Source organism: Sphingomonas trueperi (genome assembly GCF_040545965.1).
In the GTDB taxonomy this organism is placed as follows: Bacteria; Pseudomonadota; Alphaproteobacteria; order Sphingomonadales; family Sphingomonadaceae; genus Sphingomonas; species Sphingomonas trueperi_C.
The window spans coordinates 109,077-126,130 of record NZ_JBEPMV010000009.1 but is presented as its reverse complement, the minus strand read 5'-3'; the positions used below and the strand labels follow the sequence as shown (position 1 = coordinate 126,130).

Below are 17,054 nucleotides of genomic sequence, written 5' to 3'. Positions count from 1 at the left end.
CGATATCCTACTCACCAAGTAGGAGAACAAAGATTTGCTATCAGCCCGGCGCGGCGGGCTTGGGGGCCGGGCGACCGCAACGGGCCGCCCGGCGCGCCGATCAGTTCGCCTTGAACGTCGGCTTGTCGCCGGTGAAGGCGACGATGACATAGCTGTTGTCGCACAGGTTGATGTTCGACCAGACCGCATTGGTCTTGTCCTCGAAGGTGGCGCGCACGTCGAACTTGCAGGCGGTTGCCGCCTTTTCGAAATGCACCGTGGTCTTGCCGCCCGGCTTGACCTTGCCGTCCTTGTTGAGCTCGGCATCGACCTTGTTGTCGACCCAGCTGCCGCTGCCGGCGGCGGCGACTTCGATCTTGGTGATCAGCTTGCCGGTGGCGTTGGTGAGCATGAAATCCCAGTCGTCGGCCAGCGCAGGGCCGGCCGCGGCGAGGAACGCTGCGGATGCAATGAGAGCCAGTTTCTTCATGGTCTTCTTCCCTCCTGTTGCGCAGCATGTTGCGCCCAACAGGTGCAGCGAGCAAGGGCGTAACAATGCCTATAGCGTGCGTACCAGGCGCACCGCGACGGCGATCCAAGCGGGGTCCGTCACCACCTGCTGGCGGCCGCCCGCGCCGGGGGGGAGCAGCTGCAGCCGGGTTCCGTCGCGCCCGATCAGCCGCCCGAACAGGAAGCGGCCGGCGGGGCGCGGCACCAGCACGTCGCGGTTGAGCGCACGCCCGAACTCGGCGGGGGCGAGCCGCTCGCACCAGATCGCGTCGCCGCTGCGATAGTCGCCGATGCTTGCCTCGACGGCGATGGCAATGGTGCCGGCCTCGGGGCGGGGCGGTACCAGCGTTGCGGGGCGGCGCGGGGCATGGGCGCCGTCCGCCTCCAGTATCGCGGCCACCGGCACATCGGGGCGATCGGGAAGCTGGACCAGATCGGCGGCATCCACCTCCAGCGCAGCGGCGATCCGGTTGAGCCAGGCGACCGAAACGGTGCGGGTGCCGGTTTCCAGTCGGCCGATCGTCTGCGCGGTGGTGGGCGGCTGGCAGCGGCGGGCGACGTCGTCGAGGGTCAGTCCCTTGGCCCGGCGGACTTCGCGTATCGCGGTGATCATGGCCTGCTCCTAACCAAATCGGTTTTCCTCTTTCCTACAGATGCGCCGCGATGGCAAGAGGGGCGCTTAGGAACAAAAGGAGATCACGGCATGCGCGAGCTGGTGGAGCGGTCAACGGGCAAGGGCCGCAGCGTGACGGTGAATCTGGGCGAGTCGCCGCTCGACTGGCTGCGCGCTCGCGGCCATGTCGATGCGCGGCAATATGAGGCGGGGGAGCGACTGCGCGGCGATTACGAGACGGCCTCGCTGGGGCCAAGCGTGACGATGCGGTGGGATCCCGCGCCGCGCGAGGGCGGGCGGCGCGCGGCGCCCGAGCCGCTCGACCCGACGCTGGCGCAGATCGCCGCCAAGCGCCGCTTCGATTCGGCGATCGCAGCGGTGGGCGGCGGGCTCTCCGACATTCTGTGGCGCGTGGTCTGCGCGGGCGAGGGGCTGAGCGCCGCCGAAAAGGGGCTCGGCTGGCCGAGCCGCGCGGGCAAGCTGGTGCTGTGCCTCGCCCTCGACCGCGTCGCGGATCACTATCGGCTCAGGTAAGCGGCGGTGCCTCCGGCGCGGGGGTGGGGCGGGCGAGAAAGCGGCTATAGGCCCAGCCGATCGCGATCAGCGCCACGCCGAGTCCCAGGAAGGAGAGGATGCGCAGCAGCCCGTCCAGCGCGGCGGCATCGATCAGGAACACCTTGCAGGTGGTGAGGGTCAGCAGGCCGAGCCCGGCCAGCCGCAGGTCGTGCCGCCCGGCCGCGATGCCGCGCCACAGCCAGGCGAGTGCGAGGAGCAGCAGTGCCGCCGAATAGCCGCCATTTTCCAGGCTGCTGATCGGTCCGGTGAGCAGCGTGCCCTGCGCCGCCCATCGCACCGCGGCGAGTGCGGCGGCGATGCTGAGCAGCGCGGCCGGGATGCGCAGGCGCGGCAGCGTCCAGCACCAGAAGGCGGCGAGGGCAAAGTGGGCGGCGAGCAGCGGCCCGGCTTGCTGCGCGACGAAGGCGGGGTTGAGCAGGAGCAGGTCGAACCAGACCAGCCGGGCGAGGCCGAGCAGCAGCAGCGTCTTGACCAGCCCGTGCAGTCGACCGGCGCGGAACAGCGCCCAGCCGGCAGCGAGTGCCGCCTGGGTGAACAGCGCACGCTCGACAAAGCCCCAGGCCAGGAAGCGCTCGGGCGTGGCGATCGCCAGAGGCTGCTTGGCGAGCGTGTAGAGCAGCAGCACGGCGCTCGTGCCTGCGAGGATCGCGGCGCCACGCCGGGCGCGTCCGAAGGCCCGCGGGTCGACGAAGAGGAAGGCCAACGCGACGGCAATCGGCAGCCCGAGGACGCGCAGCAGATCGGCGAAGACCGGCAGCTCCTTGTAAGGCAGGCGATCACCGATCAGCGCCACGAAGATTGCCGAGGCAACGTCGAGTAACGGCGGCCCCGCGGCGACCAGCGCGGCGAGCAGCCACAGGATCGGTAGCGCGAACAGGGTGGGCGCGCGCACCTGCCGTGCCCAGACGGCCAGCCCCCCCAGCACCAGCGCGAGCGGGACCGACAGCCAGCCATGCGGCAGCGGCTGGGCCAGCGCCACGGTCAGCAGCAGCGCAGATGCCAGCGTCGCGGCGATGAGCGCGGGATCGTCGGCGTCGCTGCGCAGCATCCAGGCGGGCCGGGCGCAGGCGAGCGCCGCGCCGAGTTCGAGCAGGCCCCAGCCGAGCGGGGGCAGCAGCGCCAGGGTCAGCACATGCGCGACGAGCACGGGGCCAGCGGCGCCGAGCAGCGCGAGCGCGATCCATTGCCGCCCGCGTGCCGCCAGCGCATGGCCGGCGCTGGTGAACAGCAGCGCCGCAATGAGCGCGCCAGTCGGCGTGCTGCCGTGGTGGACGGCGGTGAGCCCCAGGGCCTCGAGTGCCAGCAGCAGCGCCATCGCGGCGAGCGCGCCGGGGAGATAGACGGCGTCGCGCCAGGCAAGCACCAGCGTCGCGGCGGCGAGGACGAGGTAAAAACTCCAGGCAAGCGGCCCAAAATCGAGCCCCGGCGCGATCGCCACCAGCTGCAGCAATCCGACCAGCAACGGCGCCAGCCGCAGCCAGCGGTTGCGCAGGCCCGCGGCCGGCAGCGCGGCGCTCGCCCCACCTGCCAGCAGCATGGTGTAGAGGCCGATGGCGGAGAGGTTGACGCGCCCGTCGAGCACCGCGATCAGGAACTGGGTCCAGCCCAGCCCCGCGACGCTCGCCGCGAGCGCCAGCCAGCCCCAGCGGCGATGCACCGCCAGCCCGAACAAGGCGGCGACGAACAGCCCGAGATAGACGAGCAGCGGGGCGATGCCCGCGGCGTTGAACCCGGCCACCAGTGGCGCGAGGAAGCCGCCGGCCAGCGCCATGATCGCAGTCGGCGGGCCGTGGCGCAGCGACAGCCCCATCGCGCCCAGCGTCACCAGCACGACCGCGCCGAACGCGGTGAGCGGGGCGATCAGATGGTAGAGCGCGGCAGCCATGTAGAGCGTGCCGTACAGGCTCGCGATGCCCGCGCCGGCGAATACCTGGCCCAGCTGCGCGTCGTCGCGGGTGGCGGGCAGGCGGCGCACCGCTTCGCTTGCCGCGACCAGGGCGAGGCCGAACAGGGCGGCGATGCCGGTGCGCGCGGCGGGGCCGAGCAGGCCCTGCTCGATCGAATAGCGCACCAGGAAGAACCCGGCGAGCACCAGCGCGACGCCGCCGATCCAGATCGGCAGCCGTCCGCCGACCAGCGTCTCGAAGCTCAGGCGGGGCAGTGTGAAGGCAGGACTCGGCGGTGCGGGGGGCGCCTCGATCGGCGCGTCTTCCCACACCAGCGGCGCTTCGGCTTCCACCTCGCGGGCGGTTGTTGCTTCGGGCTCGACCGCGGTTCGCAGGCTCGCTACCGGCCGTGGCGCCGGCGCCTGCGCGCGGCCGTCCAGCCGCGCGAGCCGCACCTCCAGCGTCTGCAGGTCGCGCTCCAGCCGGTCGATCCGCCGCTTGAGCACGGCGAAGGCGGTCGCGGCGGCGACGGCGAGCAGCAGGAAGGCATAACCGGTCATCGCGCCCGACTTCGCACGTTCGCGCGGCGATGTCGCGCACAGGCCGCGCGACTCGGCGCAAAATCGGCTATGCTGCCGGCCATATAGGAGAGGAACGCCGATGATCGTCTATGGTTCGACCTTGTCCCCGTACGTCCGCAAATGCATGGTGTTCGGGGCGGAGAAGGGCTTGGAGTTACAGCTGAAATTCGCCGGGCCGGGCAGCCCGGACCCCGAGTTTCGCGCGATCAGCCCCTTCGGCAAGATGCCGGGTTTCCGCGACGGCGACTTCACCATTTCCGATTCGACCGCGATCGTTACCTATCTCGAGGCGAGATATCCCGAGCCCAACCTGATCCCGCCGGCACCCGAGACGCGCGCCCGGACGATCTGGTTCGACGAACTGGCCGACACGATCATGATGGCGGCGGGCTCGGCGATCTTCGGCAATCGGTTCGTGAAGCCCCGGGTGATGCAGTTGCCGTGCGACCACGCCGCCGCCGACCAAGCCGAGAACGAGCTTCTGCCGCCGATCTTCGCCTATCTGGAGACGGCCATCCCCGACAGCGGCTTTCTCGTCGAGGATCGGCTGACCCTGGCCGATATCGCGGTCGCCAGCCCGCTCGCGACGCTGGGCTGCGTCGGGGTGTGCGTCGACGCGGCGCGCTATCCGCGCACTGCGGCCTATGTCGACGCGATCCACGCCCGGCCGAGCTTCGCCGCGATCCTCGCCCGCGACAAGGCGCAGGTAGAGGCGATGGGCGGCGCAGTAGCCAAGGCGCCCGCCGCCGCCTAAATGGGCGGCATGCGTATCGAATTCACCAAGTGCCACGGCTCGGGCAACGACTTCCCGCTGATCGACGCCCGCGCGATGACGCTGTCCGAAGCCGAGTGGGCGATGCTCGCGCGCCTGCTCGCCGATCGCGCCGGGCCGGTGGGCGGCGACGGCCTGCTCGCGCTGGTGCCGGGCGACGACACCCACACCTTCGGCATGCGGATGTGGAATTCGGACGGCTCCGAGGCCGAGACCTGCCTCAACGGCCTGCGCTGCACCGCGCGGCTGGGCTTCGACCTGTTGGGGCTGGACGCGGCGCAGGTGAAGCTCAAGACCAGCTCGGCCAGCGTCGCGCGTGATCCCGAGATCGCCCCGGGCGTCGCGACGATCCGCACGCTGGTGGGGCCGAACTCGACCCGCGCCGCCGATGTCGGGCTGGTCGGCGCGCCCGAGCAGGTGCTGGACGCGCCGATCGCCGGCCTGCCCAACGCCCGTGCCTTCACCGCGGTGGCGATGCCCAACCCGCATCTGGTGACCTTTGTCGAGCAGGTCGACGAAGCCGAACTTGTGGCACTCGGGGAATGGTGCGAGAGCCGCCCGGCACTATTGCCCGCGCGCGCCAACGTGTCGTTCGTCGAGGTCCGTGGCCCGACCCGCCTGTTCGTCCGCACCTTCGAGCGCGGCGTGGGGCTGACCGACAGCTGCGGCAGCGCAATGGCCGCCTCGGTACTCAGCGCCGCGCTCACCGGCCGCGTCCCCTTCGGCACGCCGATCGAAGTGTTCAATCGCGGCGGCATGGTCCGCGGCCAGGCTGAGCCGGACACGCGGGTGATGCTCAGCGGCAACGCAACGTTCGAATCGGAGCAGGCGGTGGAGGTGGATTTCGACGCCGGCACGCTCGGCGCGGTGGAGACGCTGCGCGATCGCGACGCGGAGCGCGCGGCCTGGGAGGCGATGGTCGTCGCGCTGGCGGGCTGAGCGCGGGAAGCGCCCAGCCCAACCCGTTCAGGCGTGCGCGAGCGCCCGCTTCTTGCGGCGCGTCACCGCGCCGACCATGCCGAACCCGGTGATCAGGATCGCCCAGCTCGCCGGTTCGGGTACCGGGGAGATGGTGAAGCTGCCCAGGGTGAACTGGTACACGATCCTGTGCTCGGGCCAGGGATCGTCGCCCGTATAGCCCGCCGGCGGCGTCGCCTGCCAATTCACCTCGTCTTCGTTGTAGCCGAGATAGCTTCCGTCGTTGCCGAGCGAGAAATCGAGGATGTTGTTCTTGCTGCTGTCCAGCGGCCCATAGGTATCGAGGAACAGCGCCCCTCCGATATCCGTCCGCGTCGTCGACGTGATCGGCCCGAGCGTGCAAGCGCCATAGGGTTGATATCCGGTGTTGCAGAGATCCGTGATCGTGGGCTTGGCGATCTGCACTGTCGATGGCAGCGACAGGGCGTTGTAGCGTACCTGCAGGACCTCCTCGACGCTGGGATATCCGAACTCGAGGCTGGGGATCGTGGCCCAGCCCAGGGTCAGGTCCATGAAGGACTTCGCAGCGGTGACCCCGTCGACTTTCGTGTCGAACATCGCGGCGAAGCGCGTCTTGGAGGAGACGATATCGAGACCCCATTGCCCCGTGGAGGTGGTGGTGACGACCTGCGGGTCGTTGATGATCGCCTGGAAAGACATGGTGCCGCTTTTCGGCGTCCCCGGCGTGTAGAGGGTGTCGTAATAGGCGTTCATCGTAATCTTGTACGGCGTCGCTTCCGCATTCGTGCCGAGCAGCAGCGCGGCAGCAATCAGCGCAGTTCGTATCATGGTTCCCACCTGTTCGATTTCGGGCAATCGATCGTTCCGACCGGCGCAGTGCCCGCTGCGCCGGTGGAGATGCTTGTATTGCCTGGAGGAGGCTGGATACGCGCATCGGCGCCGCCAGCCGCTTCCATTCAGGCGTGCGCGAGCGCCCGCTTCTTGCGGCGCGTCACCGCGCCGACCATGCCGAACCCGGTGATCAGGATCGCCCAGCTCGCCGGTTCGGGGACCGGGGAGATGGTGAAGCTCGCGAGGCTGAAGTCGATCGTACCGGGGCTGCCGGGCGAGGGGGCCTCGCCGTCATAACCCGCCGGCGGGACTGCCGTCCAATCGATCCGTGCGAAGGTGCAGCAGGTATTGATGTTGGCATCCTTGCCGATCGAGAAGTCCAGGATGTCCTTGCGCTTGTCGTCCACGCTGATGTTGGTGTCGATGCCGATCGCATCCGAATAGTAGGATATCATCTCAGACGAAATACCTTGCAGCGTGCAGGCGCCATAAGGCTGGTAGGCGGTCTGGCATTGCTCCTCGATCTGTGGCCTGGCGATCTCCGCCATCGACGGGATCGAGAGGCTATTGAAATCGACCCGAAGCACCTTGTGGATGCCGAAATAGCCTTGGTCGTAGTTGGGAAGGGTGAGCCACGACAGGCTCAAGTCCATGAACGACTTCGATGCGGTGACGCCGTCTACCTTCGTGTCGAACATGGTGGCGATTCTGGTTTCGGAATTGAATTCTTCCAAGGGGCCATCAGGCCCCTCGAAGGGGAAGATCCTCGTGATGACCTTCGGGTCGTTGACGATCGCCTGGAACGACATGGTGCCGCCCTTTGCTGTCCCGGGCAGATAGCTGGTATAGTATAGGCCGGTCATGGTGATCTTGTAGGGCGTTGCCTCGGCGGCGGTGCCGAGCAGCAGCGCGGCAGCAATCAGCGCAGTTCGTATCATGGCTCCCACCTGTTCGATTTCGGGCAGTCGATCGTTCCGACCGACGCCGTGCCCGCTGCGCCGGTGGAAATGCCTGTGTTGCCTGGAGGCGGCTGGATGCGCGCATCGGCGCCGCCAGCCGCGTTCGTTCAGGCGCGCGCGAGAACCCGCGTCTTCCGGCGCATCGCCGCGCCGACCATGCCGAAGCCGGTGATCAGGATCGCCCAGCTCGCCGGTTCGGGCACCGGGGAGATGGTGAAGTTGCTGACGTTGAAGTCGATCACGCCGATGCCTTGAAGCACCGGGTCCGGTCCATCGTAGCCTGCCGGTGCGGTGACCTGCCAGCCAATCTCGGAATATACGCAGCACGGGTTGATGTTGCTGTCGTTACCCAGCGAGAAATTCAGCACATCCTTCGCAGCGTCATCCTTACCGAGATAGGTGTCGATGCCGATGAGCTCCGAATAGGGGGCGATCATAAGGGTCGATGTCACCTCCTTGGAAGCGCAGTTCCCGGCGGGCTGATATGCCGTTTGGCACAGCGCGTCGATCGGCGGCGTCGCAATTTGGGTCATCGCGGGAATCGACGCGTTATTCAGACCCACCTTCAGAGTCTTGTGAATGCTCAGCCCGCCTGTCTCGTACGTCTTCCCGGTGTCCCACGAAAGCGTCAGATCCATGAACGACTTGGTCGCCGAGGCACCATCCACCTTGGTGTCGAAGTAGGTGGCGATCCTCGTCGTCGACTTGAAGATATCGAAACCGAAGATCGGATCGCCGCCCGGCGTGAATGTCGTGATGACCTGGGGATCGTTGACGATCGCCTGGAACGTCATGGTGTCGAGTTTCGAGCCACCGGGAAGGAAGCTGGTGTAAAGGCCCGCCGTCATCGTGATCTTGTAGGGCTTTGCCTCGGCGGCGGTGCCGAGCAGCAGCGCGGCAGCAATCAGCGCAGTTCGTACCATGGTTCCCACCTGTTCGATTTTGAAGATCGGGACGTTAGTGGGTAATCGCGGGTTGGCAACATGGTTAACGTTTTAATATCCGCTGGTTACTGCAGGTATATCAACTTTCTTGAGGAGCGATTTGACCCCCTCGTCGCACGGTTCTGATTGTCTCGTTTCAAAGCAACGCCAATCGAGCATGCGAAAGACTGACCCGCGCCGGATGTCTCCACCGCACCAAAACCTCCCACGTTTTTGGCATAACCAAATGGGATAAATACTCTTGACATCGTCACGCTGATATGGCACAAAACAGGAACGATGAAGAAGTGCGAGTCGCCGGGCGCGGCTCGAAGGGACGGGCCGGGCACGGGGTGCTTTCGGCCCGTTTGTGTTTTCGGGAGAGGGCGGATGGCACTGACGATCGCTTCGGGGAACCAGCGGCGGCGGCAGATCCGAAGCGTATCGGATCGCGGCTGGACGCGCGAGAAACGGCAGACCTTCCTCGATATGCTGGCGGTGACCTGCAATGTGGGGCTCGCCTGCGCAGAGGCCGGGATGTCCAATGCGGGGGTGTATGCGCTGCGTCGGCGCGATCCGGAATTCGCCGCGCTGTGGCGCGACGCACTGCTGATGGGGTATGATCGGCTGGAGGAACGGCTGCTCCGCCGCGCGGGCGCCGGCGTGAACGACGTCGAATTCGGTACCGGCGACGTTCCGGAGGAACCGCTCGACGCCGAGCTGGCGCTCAATCTGCTGCGCAACCATCGGCCCACGGTGGAGGGCCGGCGCAAGCGCCTCGGCGGGCCGGTCCATCGCATCAGCCGCGAAGAGGCGCAGGCGGCGCTGTCCAAGCGGCTGGATGCCCTGGAAAAGCGGCTCAAGGCAGAGAAGGGGAAGTGAGGGATCCGCTGGAGAGGCTCGCGCTGCTGCCGCGCAAGGAACGCGATCGGATGCTGGAGCGCATGTCCGACAGCGAAATCCGCGTGTTCAACGAATGGTGGGAGCGCTGGGCGCATGAAGGCCAGTTCTGGCCCGACGGCGCATGGCGGGTGTGGCTGATCCGCGCCGGGCGCGGCTTCGGCAAGACGCGGGCGGGCGCCGAATGGGTCAGCCAGATGGCGCGCGAGGTGCCCGGCGCGCGCATCGCCCTGGTCGGCGCGACGCTGGAAGACGCGCGGCGGGTGATGGTGGAGGGGCCGTCCGGGCTGCTCGCGCTGGCGCTGGAGGGGGAGACGCTCGACTGGCGGGCGACGGCGGGCGAGCTGGTGTTCGCGTCGGGCGCCCGCGCGCTGGTCTATTCGGCCGAGGCGCCGGAAAAACTGCGCGGGCCGGAGCATGATTTCGCCTGGGCGGATGAGCTGGCCAAATGGTCGGCCGGGACCGCTGATGCGACCTGGGACAATCTGATGATGGGGATGCGCCGCGGCGACACGCCGCGGGTGGTGGTGACGACGACGCCGCGCCCGGTGAAGCTGATGCGCCGGGTGATGGCGATTCCGCGCCCGGCCTTGCACGAAACGCGGGGGCGGACCCGCGACAACATCCATCTGCCGCGCAGCTTCGTCGAGGCGATGTTCGCCGAATATGCCGGTACGCGGCTCGGGCGGCAGGAGCTGGACGGCGAGATGATCGACGATGTCGCGGGCGCGCTTTGGCCCCGCGCGCTGATCGAGCGGCAGCGCCGCGCGGTTGACGTGCCGCTGGTGCGGGTGGTGGTCGGGGTCGATCCGCCGGCGGGCACCGAGGGCGATGCGTGCGGGATCGTCGCGGTCGGATTGGGCGAGGACCGGTGCGGCTATGTGCTCGCCGATGCCAGCGTCGCGGGGCTCAGTCCCGAAGGCTGGGCGGCGGCGGTGGCGGACTGCGTAGCGCGCTTGGAGGCCGAATGCGTCGTGGCCGAGAAAAACCAGGGCGGCGCGATGGTGGAGAGCGTGCTGAAGGCCGCCGATCACCGGCTGCCGTTGCGGCTGGTCCATGCGAGCAAGGGAAAGGTGCCACGCGCCGAGCCGGTGGCGCTGCTCTACGAAAAGGGCGTGGTGTGGCACGCGGGCGTGTTTCCCGCGCTGGAGGACGAGCTTGCCGGGCTGCAGGTGGCCGGCGGCTACCAGGGGCCGGGCCGCTCGCCCGACCGCGCCGACGCGCTGGTCTGGGCGCTGACCGAGCTGATGCTCGGCCGGCGCGGCAAGGCGGCGGTGCGGGTGGTGTAAGGGCGCGTCCCTAAGCCCCTCCTCCTTGGAGGAGGGGTTGGGGGTGGAGGGATTCCAGAACGACTGTTGGTCTCTGCGAGACACAGCCCCACCCCAACCCCTCCCCTGAAGGGGAGGGGCTTCTTACCCGATAGGAGAAACGCAATGCGAAACTGCATGGCTGCAGGGCTGCTCGCCCTGCTGACGGGCGCGTGCGCGCTCAATGCGCAGACGGGACTTGCGGTGGGCGCGGGTGTCACGGTCGCGGTGAACGACCGCGACGGTGACGGCATGCTCGATGCCGCCGAGGTGCAGGCGCTGGTCGCCAAGGTTTTCCCGCCCGACAAGCTGCCCGGCGGCTTCTGGGACGGGATGCGCGCCAGCCTCACCGCCGCCTATTGGGCGCGGGACCTGGATCATGACGGCAGGCTCAGCGTCGCGGAGCTGGCGCGATGAAGTGGTTCGGGCGCAAGGCCGCGCGCGAGGGGCAGCGGCCGGCATTGGCGCGCGGCGGCTGGGGCAGCTTCGGCGACTGGCCGCGCAGCTACGAGGTGCAGCTGCGCGAGGGCTATTGCCAGAACCCGGTCGCCCAGCGCGCGGTGCGGATGGTGGCGGAGGGCGTCGGCGGCGCGCCGCTGACCGGCACCGACCCGGCGCTGCTGGCGCTGGTCGTCGCCCCCTCGGGCGGGCAGCGGCTGCTCGAGACGCTGGCGGCGCAGCTGCTGCTCCACGGCAATGCCTATGTCCAGCTGCTCACCGACGAAGCGGGCACGCTCCACACGCTCTATGCGCTGCGCCCCGAGCGGGTGACGGTGGAGCCCGATGCCGCCGGCTGGCCGGTCGCCTATCGGTATAGGGTCGGCGAGCATGTCGCGCGGCTGGCGGCGGACGATGGCGGGCGGCCGCAGATCCTCCATCTGCGCGCCTTCCATCCCGCCGACGACCATTATGGCCTGGGCTGCCTGGATGCGGCGGCGGGCGCGATCGCGATCCACAATGCGGCGACGCGGTGGAACAAGGCGCTGCTCGACAATGCGGCGCGGCCGAGCGGGGCGCTGGTCTATGATCCGGGCGACGGTTCGGCGCTGGCGCCCGACCAGTTCGCCCGCCTGAAGGACGAGATGGAGGCTGGGTTCGCCGGTGCGGCCAATGCCGGGCGACCGATGCTGCTCGAAGGCGGGCTCAAATGGCAGGCGATGAGTCTGACCCCTGCCGACATGGATTTCGTAGGCCTCAAGGCCGCGGCGGCGCGCGAGATCGCGCTGGCCTTCGGGGTGCCGCCGATGCTGCTCGGGCTGCCCGGCGACGCCGCCTACGCCAATTACCGCGAGGCCAACCGTGCGCTGTGGCGGCTCGCGATCCTGCCGATGGCCGAGCATCTGCTCGGCGGGCTGGTGCAGGGGCTTGGCGCCTGGTTTCCGGGCGCCGCCCTCGCGGTCGATCTCGATCGGGTGACGGCGCTGGCCGAGGAGCGCGAGCTGCTCTGGCGGCAGGTCGCGGGCGCCGACTTCCTGACGAGCGAAGAGAAACGCAAGATGGTGGGGTTGCCATGACCGATGGAACGATGCTCGGCCAGCTGATCGCGCAGGCCGAGGACGAAGGCGCCGAGCTGACCACGCTCCGCGCCATTGCCGAAGAGGCGGGCACCGTGGGTGCGAACCGCGCGCTGGCCCGGCTGGGGCTGGAGGATAGCGGTGCCGCCAAGGACATGGCCGAGCTGCGCGAGCTGCTGAGCGCGTGGCGCGATGCCAAGAAGTCGATGATCAAGGCGGTTATGCAGTGGCTGGGCCGCACGCTGGCGGCGCTGGTACTGGTGCTGCTGGCGCTGCGGATGGGCTTTCCGGGCTGGCTGAAATGAGCGTGCGCTTCGCCGGCTATGCGGCGGTGTTCGATCGCGAGGATCGCGGCGGCGACGTGGTGCGGCCGGGGGCGTTCGGCGCGGTGGGGCCGGTGCCCTTGCTCTGGCAGCATCGCGGCGCGCCGGTCGGCACGATCGAGGCGATCGGCGAGGATTCGCGCGGGCTGCGGGTGATCGGCCGGGTCGAGGATCCGCGGCTCGCGGCGCTGGTCGCTAAGGGCGCCGTGGCGGGGCTGTCCTTCGGCTACCGCGTGGCGGCGGCCCGGCGCGGCCGGGTGCGCGAGTTGACCGCGCTCAAGCTGATCGAAGTGAGTCTGGTGGCCGAACCGATGCAGCCGCTCGCGCGGGTGCACGCGGTCGGCTGAGTTTTTCCGAATTTTCTTAAGCGGGAGATGAGCATGGACGCGATGGAATCGAGCTTCGAACAGGTGACGCTGCCGCCGGTGCGGCCGATGCTTGCCGGTGGCCGGCCGGTGTCGAGCGCGGCGTTCGACGGCTATCTGCGCGGCGGCGTGGAGACCAAGGCGCTGTCGGGCAATAGCGGCGCCGAGGGCGGCTATGCGGTGCCGCGCGAGATTGACGCGCAGATCGACGTGACGCTGCAGGCGATCTCGCCGGTCCGGGCAATCGCGAACGTCGTGAAGGTCGGGTCGAGCGGCTATCGCAAGCTGGTCGCGAGCGGCGGCTTCGACAGCGGCTGGGCCTCGGAGACCGCGGCCCGCCCGATCACCGCGACGCCGACCTTCAACGAAGTCGCCCCGCCCTTCGGCGAACTCTACGCCAACCCGGCGGCGAGCCAGGCGATGCTCGACGACGCGATGTTCGACGTGGAAAGCTGGCTGGCCGGCGAGATCGCCCGCGAATTCGCCCAGGCCGAGGGCACGGCCTTCGTCAACGGCAGCGGCGTGAACCAGCCCAAGGGCTTCCTCGCGGTGCCGACCTCGACCGCGGCGGATGCGACCCGCGCCTTCGGCACGCTGCAATATCTTGCCACCGGCGCGGCGGGCGCCTTCGCGGCGAACCCGGAGGAGAAGCTGATCGACCTGGTCCAGGCGCTGCGCGCGCCCTATCGCCAGGGGGCGAGCTGGGTGATGAATTCGGCGACGCTCGCGCGGATCCGCAAGTTCAAGACCAGCGACGGCCAGATGCTGTGGCAGCCCGGCATCGCCGCGGGCCAGCCGGCGACCTTGCTCGGCTATCCGGTGGTCGAGGCCGAGGACATGCCGGACATCGCCGCCAACGCCTTTTCGGTCGCCTTCGGCAACTTCCGGGCGGGCTATCTGATCGCCGAGCGCGGCGACACCCAGCTGCTGCGCGACCCCTATTCGAACAAGCCCTTCGTCCATTTCTACGCGACCAAGCGGCTGGGCGGCATGGTGAGCAATTCGGAGGCGATCAAGCTCCTCAAGTTCGCCGCGAACTGAGCCGGGAGGAACGCAACATGGCAGACAGTTTCGCGAACCGGGCCGACCATGTCGCGGCCCCGGCGACCTCGGCGATTGCGGTGGTGCCGAGCGACACGGTCGCGCTGACCGACATTCCCAAGGCGCTTTATGTCGGCACCGGCGGCACGGTGACGATGCGCGGGGTCAACGGCAGCGTCGACACGGTGTGGAAGAACGTGGCGAACGGCACGATCCTGCCGTTCCGCGCGCGCTATGTGCGGGCGACCGGCACCAGCGCTGCCGACCTGCTGGCGCTCTACTGATGGACGGGCTGTCGCTGTCCATCCCGGCGGTGGCGCGCAGACGCGTGCCGCCGCCGGCAGGGGCCGGGCTCTCGACGCGGGTCGACCGTACCACCAGCACCGTGGATTCCACGCTGCGCAGCACCGACAGGAGCTGAGCATGGCCAAGCAGAGCATCAATGTCGGGTCCGTCGCCAATGACGGCACCGGCGATACCGAGCGTGCCGCCTGGATCAAGGCGAACGCCAATTTCGACGAACTCTATGACGGCGCCGCGCGGCTGCCCAAGATCGAGAAGACCGCCGCCTATACGGCGTCGAGCGACGATTGCGGCAGCTCGATCCGCGCCGATGCGAGCGGCGGCGCCTTCGCCATCACCCTGCCGGCGAGCGCGGTGCGGGAGGGCGATTTCCTGCGCGTCCACAAGGGCGATGCCAGCAGCAACCGGGTGACGGTGCGCAATGCTTCGGCAAGCGATCTCGCCTGGCTCTCGGCGCCGGGCGATGCGGTGTGGTTCGTCTGGTGGAAGGGCGTGTGGGAGGCGTTCGACTGGCGGATCGCACCGCTGCGGATCGTCTATGCCAGCTCGGGCACCAGCACGAAGCCGCCGCTGGCGACCAGCCTGGAGGTGATGGCGATCGGCGGCGGCGGGGGTGGGGGCTCGGGCCGCTGCGGCGCCAGCGCCTCGATCCGCACCGGCGGCGGGGGCGGCGGCGGCGGCATGGTGCAGCAACTCCGCTTTGCCGCCGCCGCGCACGGCGCGACCGAATCGGTGACGGTGGGGGCGGGCGGTAGCGGCGGTCCCTCGCCGGGCACCGCTGCCGCCAACGGTGTCGCCGGCGGCACGGGCGGTGCGAGCCTGCTGGGCGCGCTGGTCCGCGCCGATGGCGGCAATGGCGGCGCTGCCGGCCAGGCGGCGAACGCCGGTGGCGGCGCTGCGCTGGCGATCGGCACCTTCGGCACGCTCGGCGGCGGCGGGGCAAGCGCCTCGAGCACCACCGCGGGGGTCGGCGGCAATGGCGCGACCGGGGGCGGTGCCGGCGGCGCCAGCATCGATGCGGGCAATGTCGCACGACTCGCCGCGGCCGGCGGGTCAGGATCATATCACGCCGGGGTGCCGCTGGCGGGTGGTGTGGCGGGCACGGCGAGCAGCGCCGCGGGCGGGGCCGGGGCTGCCGCCGATCCTGCGCTGCATTCCGGCGGCGCGGGCGGCGGCGGCGGCTATTCCGGCAACCTGACCGGCAACGGCGGCGCGGGCGGCACCGGCGGTGCGCCCGGCGGCGGGGGCGGCGGGGGAGGCGCCTGCGATGCCGGCTTTGCCCCCGGCGCAGGCGGCAATGGCGGACGCGGCGAAGTGCGCGTCACCTGGACCTTCGGCTGAGGCGCGGGCGATGGCAGTCTATCGGGTGATCGAGGCGGGCGCGGTGGTCAACCGGATCGAGTGGGACGGCACGTCCCCCTACGATCCCGGCGAGAACCGTACGCTGGAGGCCGAGGCGGAAGCCTCCGCTTAAGCCGGGCGCCAACCAACAGAGGGAGAAGAACCATGGACGCACCGCCCTTTCCGGCGGCGGCGATCGCGAGCGCGTGCGCGGCGGTGAAGGACTATCTGCGCATGGCGAACGGCACCGACGATGCCGCCGTCATCGCCGCCGTCCAGACCGCGCTGGCGCTGGGCGAGGCCTTCACCGGCACCGCCTGGATCGCACGGCAATGGCAGGCCTGGCTCGGCCGCTCGCCCGATTGGCAGCGGCTGCCGGTGGCGCCGGTCACTGCGATCGGCGCGGTCGAGACGGTCGATGCCGCGGGTGTCGCGACCGCGCTGTCGGTGGCGGCGTACACGATCGATCTGGATGCGCGCGGCGAGGGCTGGGTGCGCCTTGCTCCGGCGATCGCGCCAGCCCGGGTGCGGGTGACCTTCGCCGCGGGCACCGCACCGGGCTGGGAGAACCTGCCGCCGCCGCTTGCGCAAGGCGTGGTGCTGCTCGCCGCGCATCTGCTCGAGGCGCGGGGCGACGCATCGGTGCCGCCCGCGGCGGTGGTGGCATTCTGGCGGCCGTGGCGGCGGCTGCAGCTGATGGCGGGGGCGCGGCGGCAATGCTGGAGCAGCTGAAGGCGCAGGCCGAAAGCGCGGGTCGAGCGGCGGCCACGGATGCAGCCGGACGGTTGGCCGAAAGGGTGCGCGAGGCGGTGCCGGGCGTATCGGTGGCGGTCAAGGGCAGTGCGGTCACGCTGTCGGGGCGGGGGCTGTGGCGGCGCTGGCTCGCCGATCCGGCGCTGCGCTGGCTGGGAGGATTGTTGCGATGAGCCCGCAGGAAGCGATCGCCGCGGCGATCCGCACGGCGCTGAGCGGCGCGGGTGCCTTGTCGACACCGGTGAACGGCGTGTTCGACGCGCCGCCGCAGCGCGCGGTGCGGCCCTATCTGCTGGTCGACGAGGCGATGCTGACCGACTGGAGCACCAAGGACCAGGACGGCCGCGAGGTCCGCACCTCGGTGCTGGTGCGCGATTCCGGCGCGACGCGGCAGCGGGTGCGGGCGCTCGCGGCGGACGTCGAGGCGGCGGTCGAGGCGATGCCCGCGGCGCTGGGCGGCGGCTGGCGGATCGTCAGCCGGGTGCTGGTCCGCACGCGGGTGGTGGACGAGGGCGCGAGCGGGGTGACGGCGGTGGTCGAGCACCGGGTGCGGATGCTGCTGAGCGCGTGAGGGCCCCCTCCACCACGCCGCTGGCGCGGCGCGGTCCCCCTCCCCCGCTATCGCGGTGGAGGAAACG

General features: G+C 69.8%; 23 protein-coding genes. 17 read left to right on the top strand and 6 right to left on the bottom strand.

The features are described 5' to 3' along the window. Window positions 1-100: 100 nt before the first annotated feature. A complete protein-coding gene (locus ABIC35_RS20570; protein WP_121071893.1) occupies window positions 101-469 on the bottom strand; it encodes a hypothetical protein in 369 nt (122 codons plus the stop codon). A gap of 69 nt (window positions 470-538) precedes the next feature. Next, window positions 539-1,102, bottom strand: coding sequence for a helix-turn-helix domain-containing protein (locus tag ABIC35_RS20565; RefSeq protein WP_121071891.1), 564 nt, complete (start codon window positions 1,100-1,102; stop codon window positions 539-541). 90 nt (window positions 1,103-1,192) lie between these two features. Between ABIC35_RS20565 and ABIC35_RS20560 the strand changes: the two genes are divergently transcribed. Then, the gene (locus ABIC35_RS20560) at window positions 1,193-1,636 is read left to right on the top strand and encodes a DUF6456 domain-containing protein (protein WP_121071889.1); all 444 of its coding nucleotides are present in this window, start codon (window positions 1,193-1,195) and stop codon (window positions 1,634-1,636) included. On the opposite strand, the gene ABIC35_RS20555 is transcribed toward ABIC35_RS20560, so the two are convergent. Next, entirely contained in the window at window positions 1,629-4,124 is a 2,496-nt protein-coding gene (locus ABIC35_RS20555) for a DUF2339 domain-containing protein (protein WP_121071888.1), read from the bottom strand. The two genes, ABIC35_RS20560 and ABIC35_RS20555, sit on opposite strands and share 8 nt — an antisense overlap. A 100-nt stretch (window positions 4,125-4,224) precedes the next feature. On the opposite strand from ABIC35_RS20555, the gene ABIC35_RS20550 reads away from it, so the two are divergent. Next, on the top strand, window positions 4,225-4,899 hold the full coding sequence (locus tag ABIC35_RS20550) for a glutathione S-transferase family protein (RefSeq protein ID WP_121071887.1): 675 nt from the start codon (window positions 4,225-4,227) through the stop codon (window positions 4,897-4,899). A 9-nt stretch (window positions 4,900-4,908) separates the two neighbouring features. Next, the gene (dapF, locus tag ABIC35_RS20545; protein ID WP_183049242.1) at window positions 4,909-5,856 is read left to right on the top strand and encodes a diaminopimelate epimerase; all 948 of its coding nucleotides are present in this window, start codon (window positions 4,909-4,911) and stop codon (window positions 5,854-5,856) included. A 27-nt stretch (window positions 5,857-5,883) separates the two neighbouring features. On the opposite strand, the gene ABIC35_RS20540 is transcribed toward dapF, so the two are convergent. The 3 genes from ABIC35_RS20540 to ABIC35_RS20530 form a co-directional block, all read right to left on the bottom strand. Beyond that, window positions 5,884-6,684, bottom strand: coding sequence for a PEPxxWA-CTERM sorting domain-containing protein (locus ABIC35_RS20540; RefSeq protein WP_147425802.1), 801 nt, complete (start codon window positions 6,682-6,684; stop codon window positions 5,884-5,886). Between the two features lie 128 nt (window positions 6,685-6,812). Continuing rightward, the gene (locus ABIC35_RS20535) at window positions 6,813-7,625 is read right to left on the bottom strand and encodes a PEPxxWA-CTERM sorting domain-containing protein (protein WP_121071884.1); all 813 of its coding nucleotides are present in this window, start codon (window positions 7,623-7,625) and stop codon (window positions 6,813-6,815) included. A 128-nt stretch (window positions 7,626-7,753) separates the two neighbouring features. Then, window positions 7,754-8,569, bottom strand: coding sequence for a PEPxxWA-CTERM sorting domain-containing protein (locus ABIC35_RS20530; protein WP_354278582.1), 816 nt, complete (start codon window positions 8,567-8,569; stop codon window positions 7,754-7,756). 390 nt (window positions 8,570-8,959) lie between these two features. On the opposite strand from ABIC35_RS20530, the gene ABIC35_RS20525 reads away from it, so the two are divergent. The 14 genes from ABIC35_RS20525 (at window position 8,960) to gp17 (ending at window position 16,987) form a co-directional block, all read left to right on the top strand. Then, a complete protein-coding gene (locus ABIC35_RS20525) occupies window positions 8,960-9,451 on the top strand; it encodes a hypothetical protein (protein WP_121071883.1) in 492 nt (163 codons plus the stop codon). Window positions 9,452-9,501: 50 nt separating this feature from the next. After that, a complete protein-coding gene (locus ABIC35_RS20520) occupies window positions 9,502-10,758 on the top strand; it encodes a DNA-packaging protein (protein ID WP_183049456.1) in 1,257 nt (418 codons plus the stop codon). A gap of 156 nt (window positions 10,759-10,914) precedes the next feature. Further along, window positions 10,915-11,193, top strand: a complete 279-nt coding sequence (locus tag ABIC35_RS20515; RefSeq protein WP_121071882.1) for an EF-hand domain-containing protein — start codon at window positions 10,915-10,917, stop codon at window positions 11,191-11,193. After that, window positions 11,190-12,290 (top strand): phage portal protein, encoded by a 1,101-nt coding sequence (locus ABIC35_RS20510; protein WP_121071881.1) that lies wholly within the window; start codon window positions 11,190-11,192, stop codon window positions 12,288-12,290. The genes ABIC35_RS20515 and ABIC35_RS20510 overlap by 4 nt, the downstream gene beginning before the upstream one ends. After that, a complete protein-coding gene (locus ABIC35_RS20505; RefSeq protein ID WP_121071880.1) occupies window positions 12,287-12,595 on the top strand; it encodes a DUF6127 family protein in 309 nt (102 codons plus the stop codon). The genes ABIC35_RS20510 and ABIC35_RS20505 overlap by 4 nt, the downstream gene beginning before the upstream one ends. Next, on the top strand, window positions 12,592-12,960 hold the full coding sequence (locus ABIC35_RS20500; RefSeq protein WP_121071879.1) for an HK97 family phage prohead protease: 369 nt from the start codon (window positions 12,592-12,594) through the stop codon (window positions 12,958-12,960). The genes ABIC35_RS20505 and ABIC35_RS20500 overlap by 4 nt, the downstream gene beginning before the upstream one ends. Before the next feature lie 33 nt (window positions 12,961-12,993). Beyond that, entirely contained in the window at window positions 12,994-14,019 is a 1,026-nt protein-coding gene (locus tag ABIC35_RS20495; protein ID WP_121078909.1) for a phage major capsid protein, read from the top strand. 17 nt (window positions 14,020-14,036) lie between these two features. Continuing rightward, window positions 14,037-14,303, top strand: a complete 267-nt coding sequence (locus ABIC35_RS20490; protein WP_121071878.1) for a spike base protein, RCAP_Rcc01079 family — start codon at window positions 14,037-14,039, stop codon at window positions 14,301-14,303. Continuing rightward, on the top strand, window positions 14,303-14,440 hold the full coding sequence (locus ABIC35_RS20485) for a hypothetical protein (protein ID WP_183049241.1): 138 nt from the start codon (window positions 14,303-14,305) through the stop codon (window positions 14,438-14,440). Before ABIC35_RS20490 ends, ABIC35_RS20485 begins: the two co-directional genes overlap by 1 nt. Before the next feature lie 2 nt (window positions 14,441-14,442). Then, window positions 14,443-15,663, top strand: coding sequence for a hypothetical protein (locus tag ABIC35_RS20480; protein ID WP_121071877.1), 1,221 nt, complete (start codon window positions 14,443-14,445; stop codon window positions 15,661-15,663). 10 nt (window positions 15,664-15,673) lie between these two features. Then, window positions 15,674-15,796: a hypothetical protein gene (locus ABIC35_RS20475; RefSeq protein ID WP_302847370.1), complete on the top strand. Its 123-nt coding sequence runs from the start codon at window positions 15,674-15,676 to the stop codon at window positions 15,794-15,796. A gap of 32 nt (window positions 15,797-15,828) precedes the next feature. Next, complete coding sequence (locus tag ABIC35_RS20470) at window positions 15,829-16,395, top strand: head-tail connector protein (RefSeq protein ID WP_121071876.1); 567 nt, start codon at window positions 15,829-15,831, stop codon at window positions 16,393-16,395. After that, entirely contained in the window at window positions 16,380-16,589 is a 210-nt protein-coding gene (locus ABIC35_RS20465) for a hypothetical protein (RefSeq protein ID WP_121071875.1), read from the top strand. Before ABIC35_RS20470 ends, ABIC35_RS20465 begins: the two co-directional genes overlap by 16 nt. Continuing rightward, entirely contained in the window at window positions 16,586-16,987 is a 402-nt protein-coding gene (gene gp17 / locus ABIC35_RS20460) for a tail completion protein gp17 (RefSeq protein ID WP_121071874.1), read from the top strand. Before ABIC35_RS20465 ends, gp17 begins: the two co-directional genes overlap by 4 nt. Window positions 16,988-17,054: the final 67 nt, after the last annotated feature.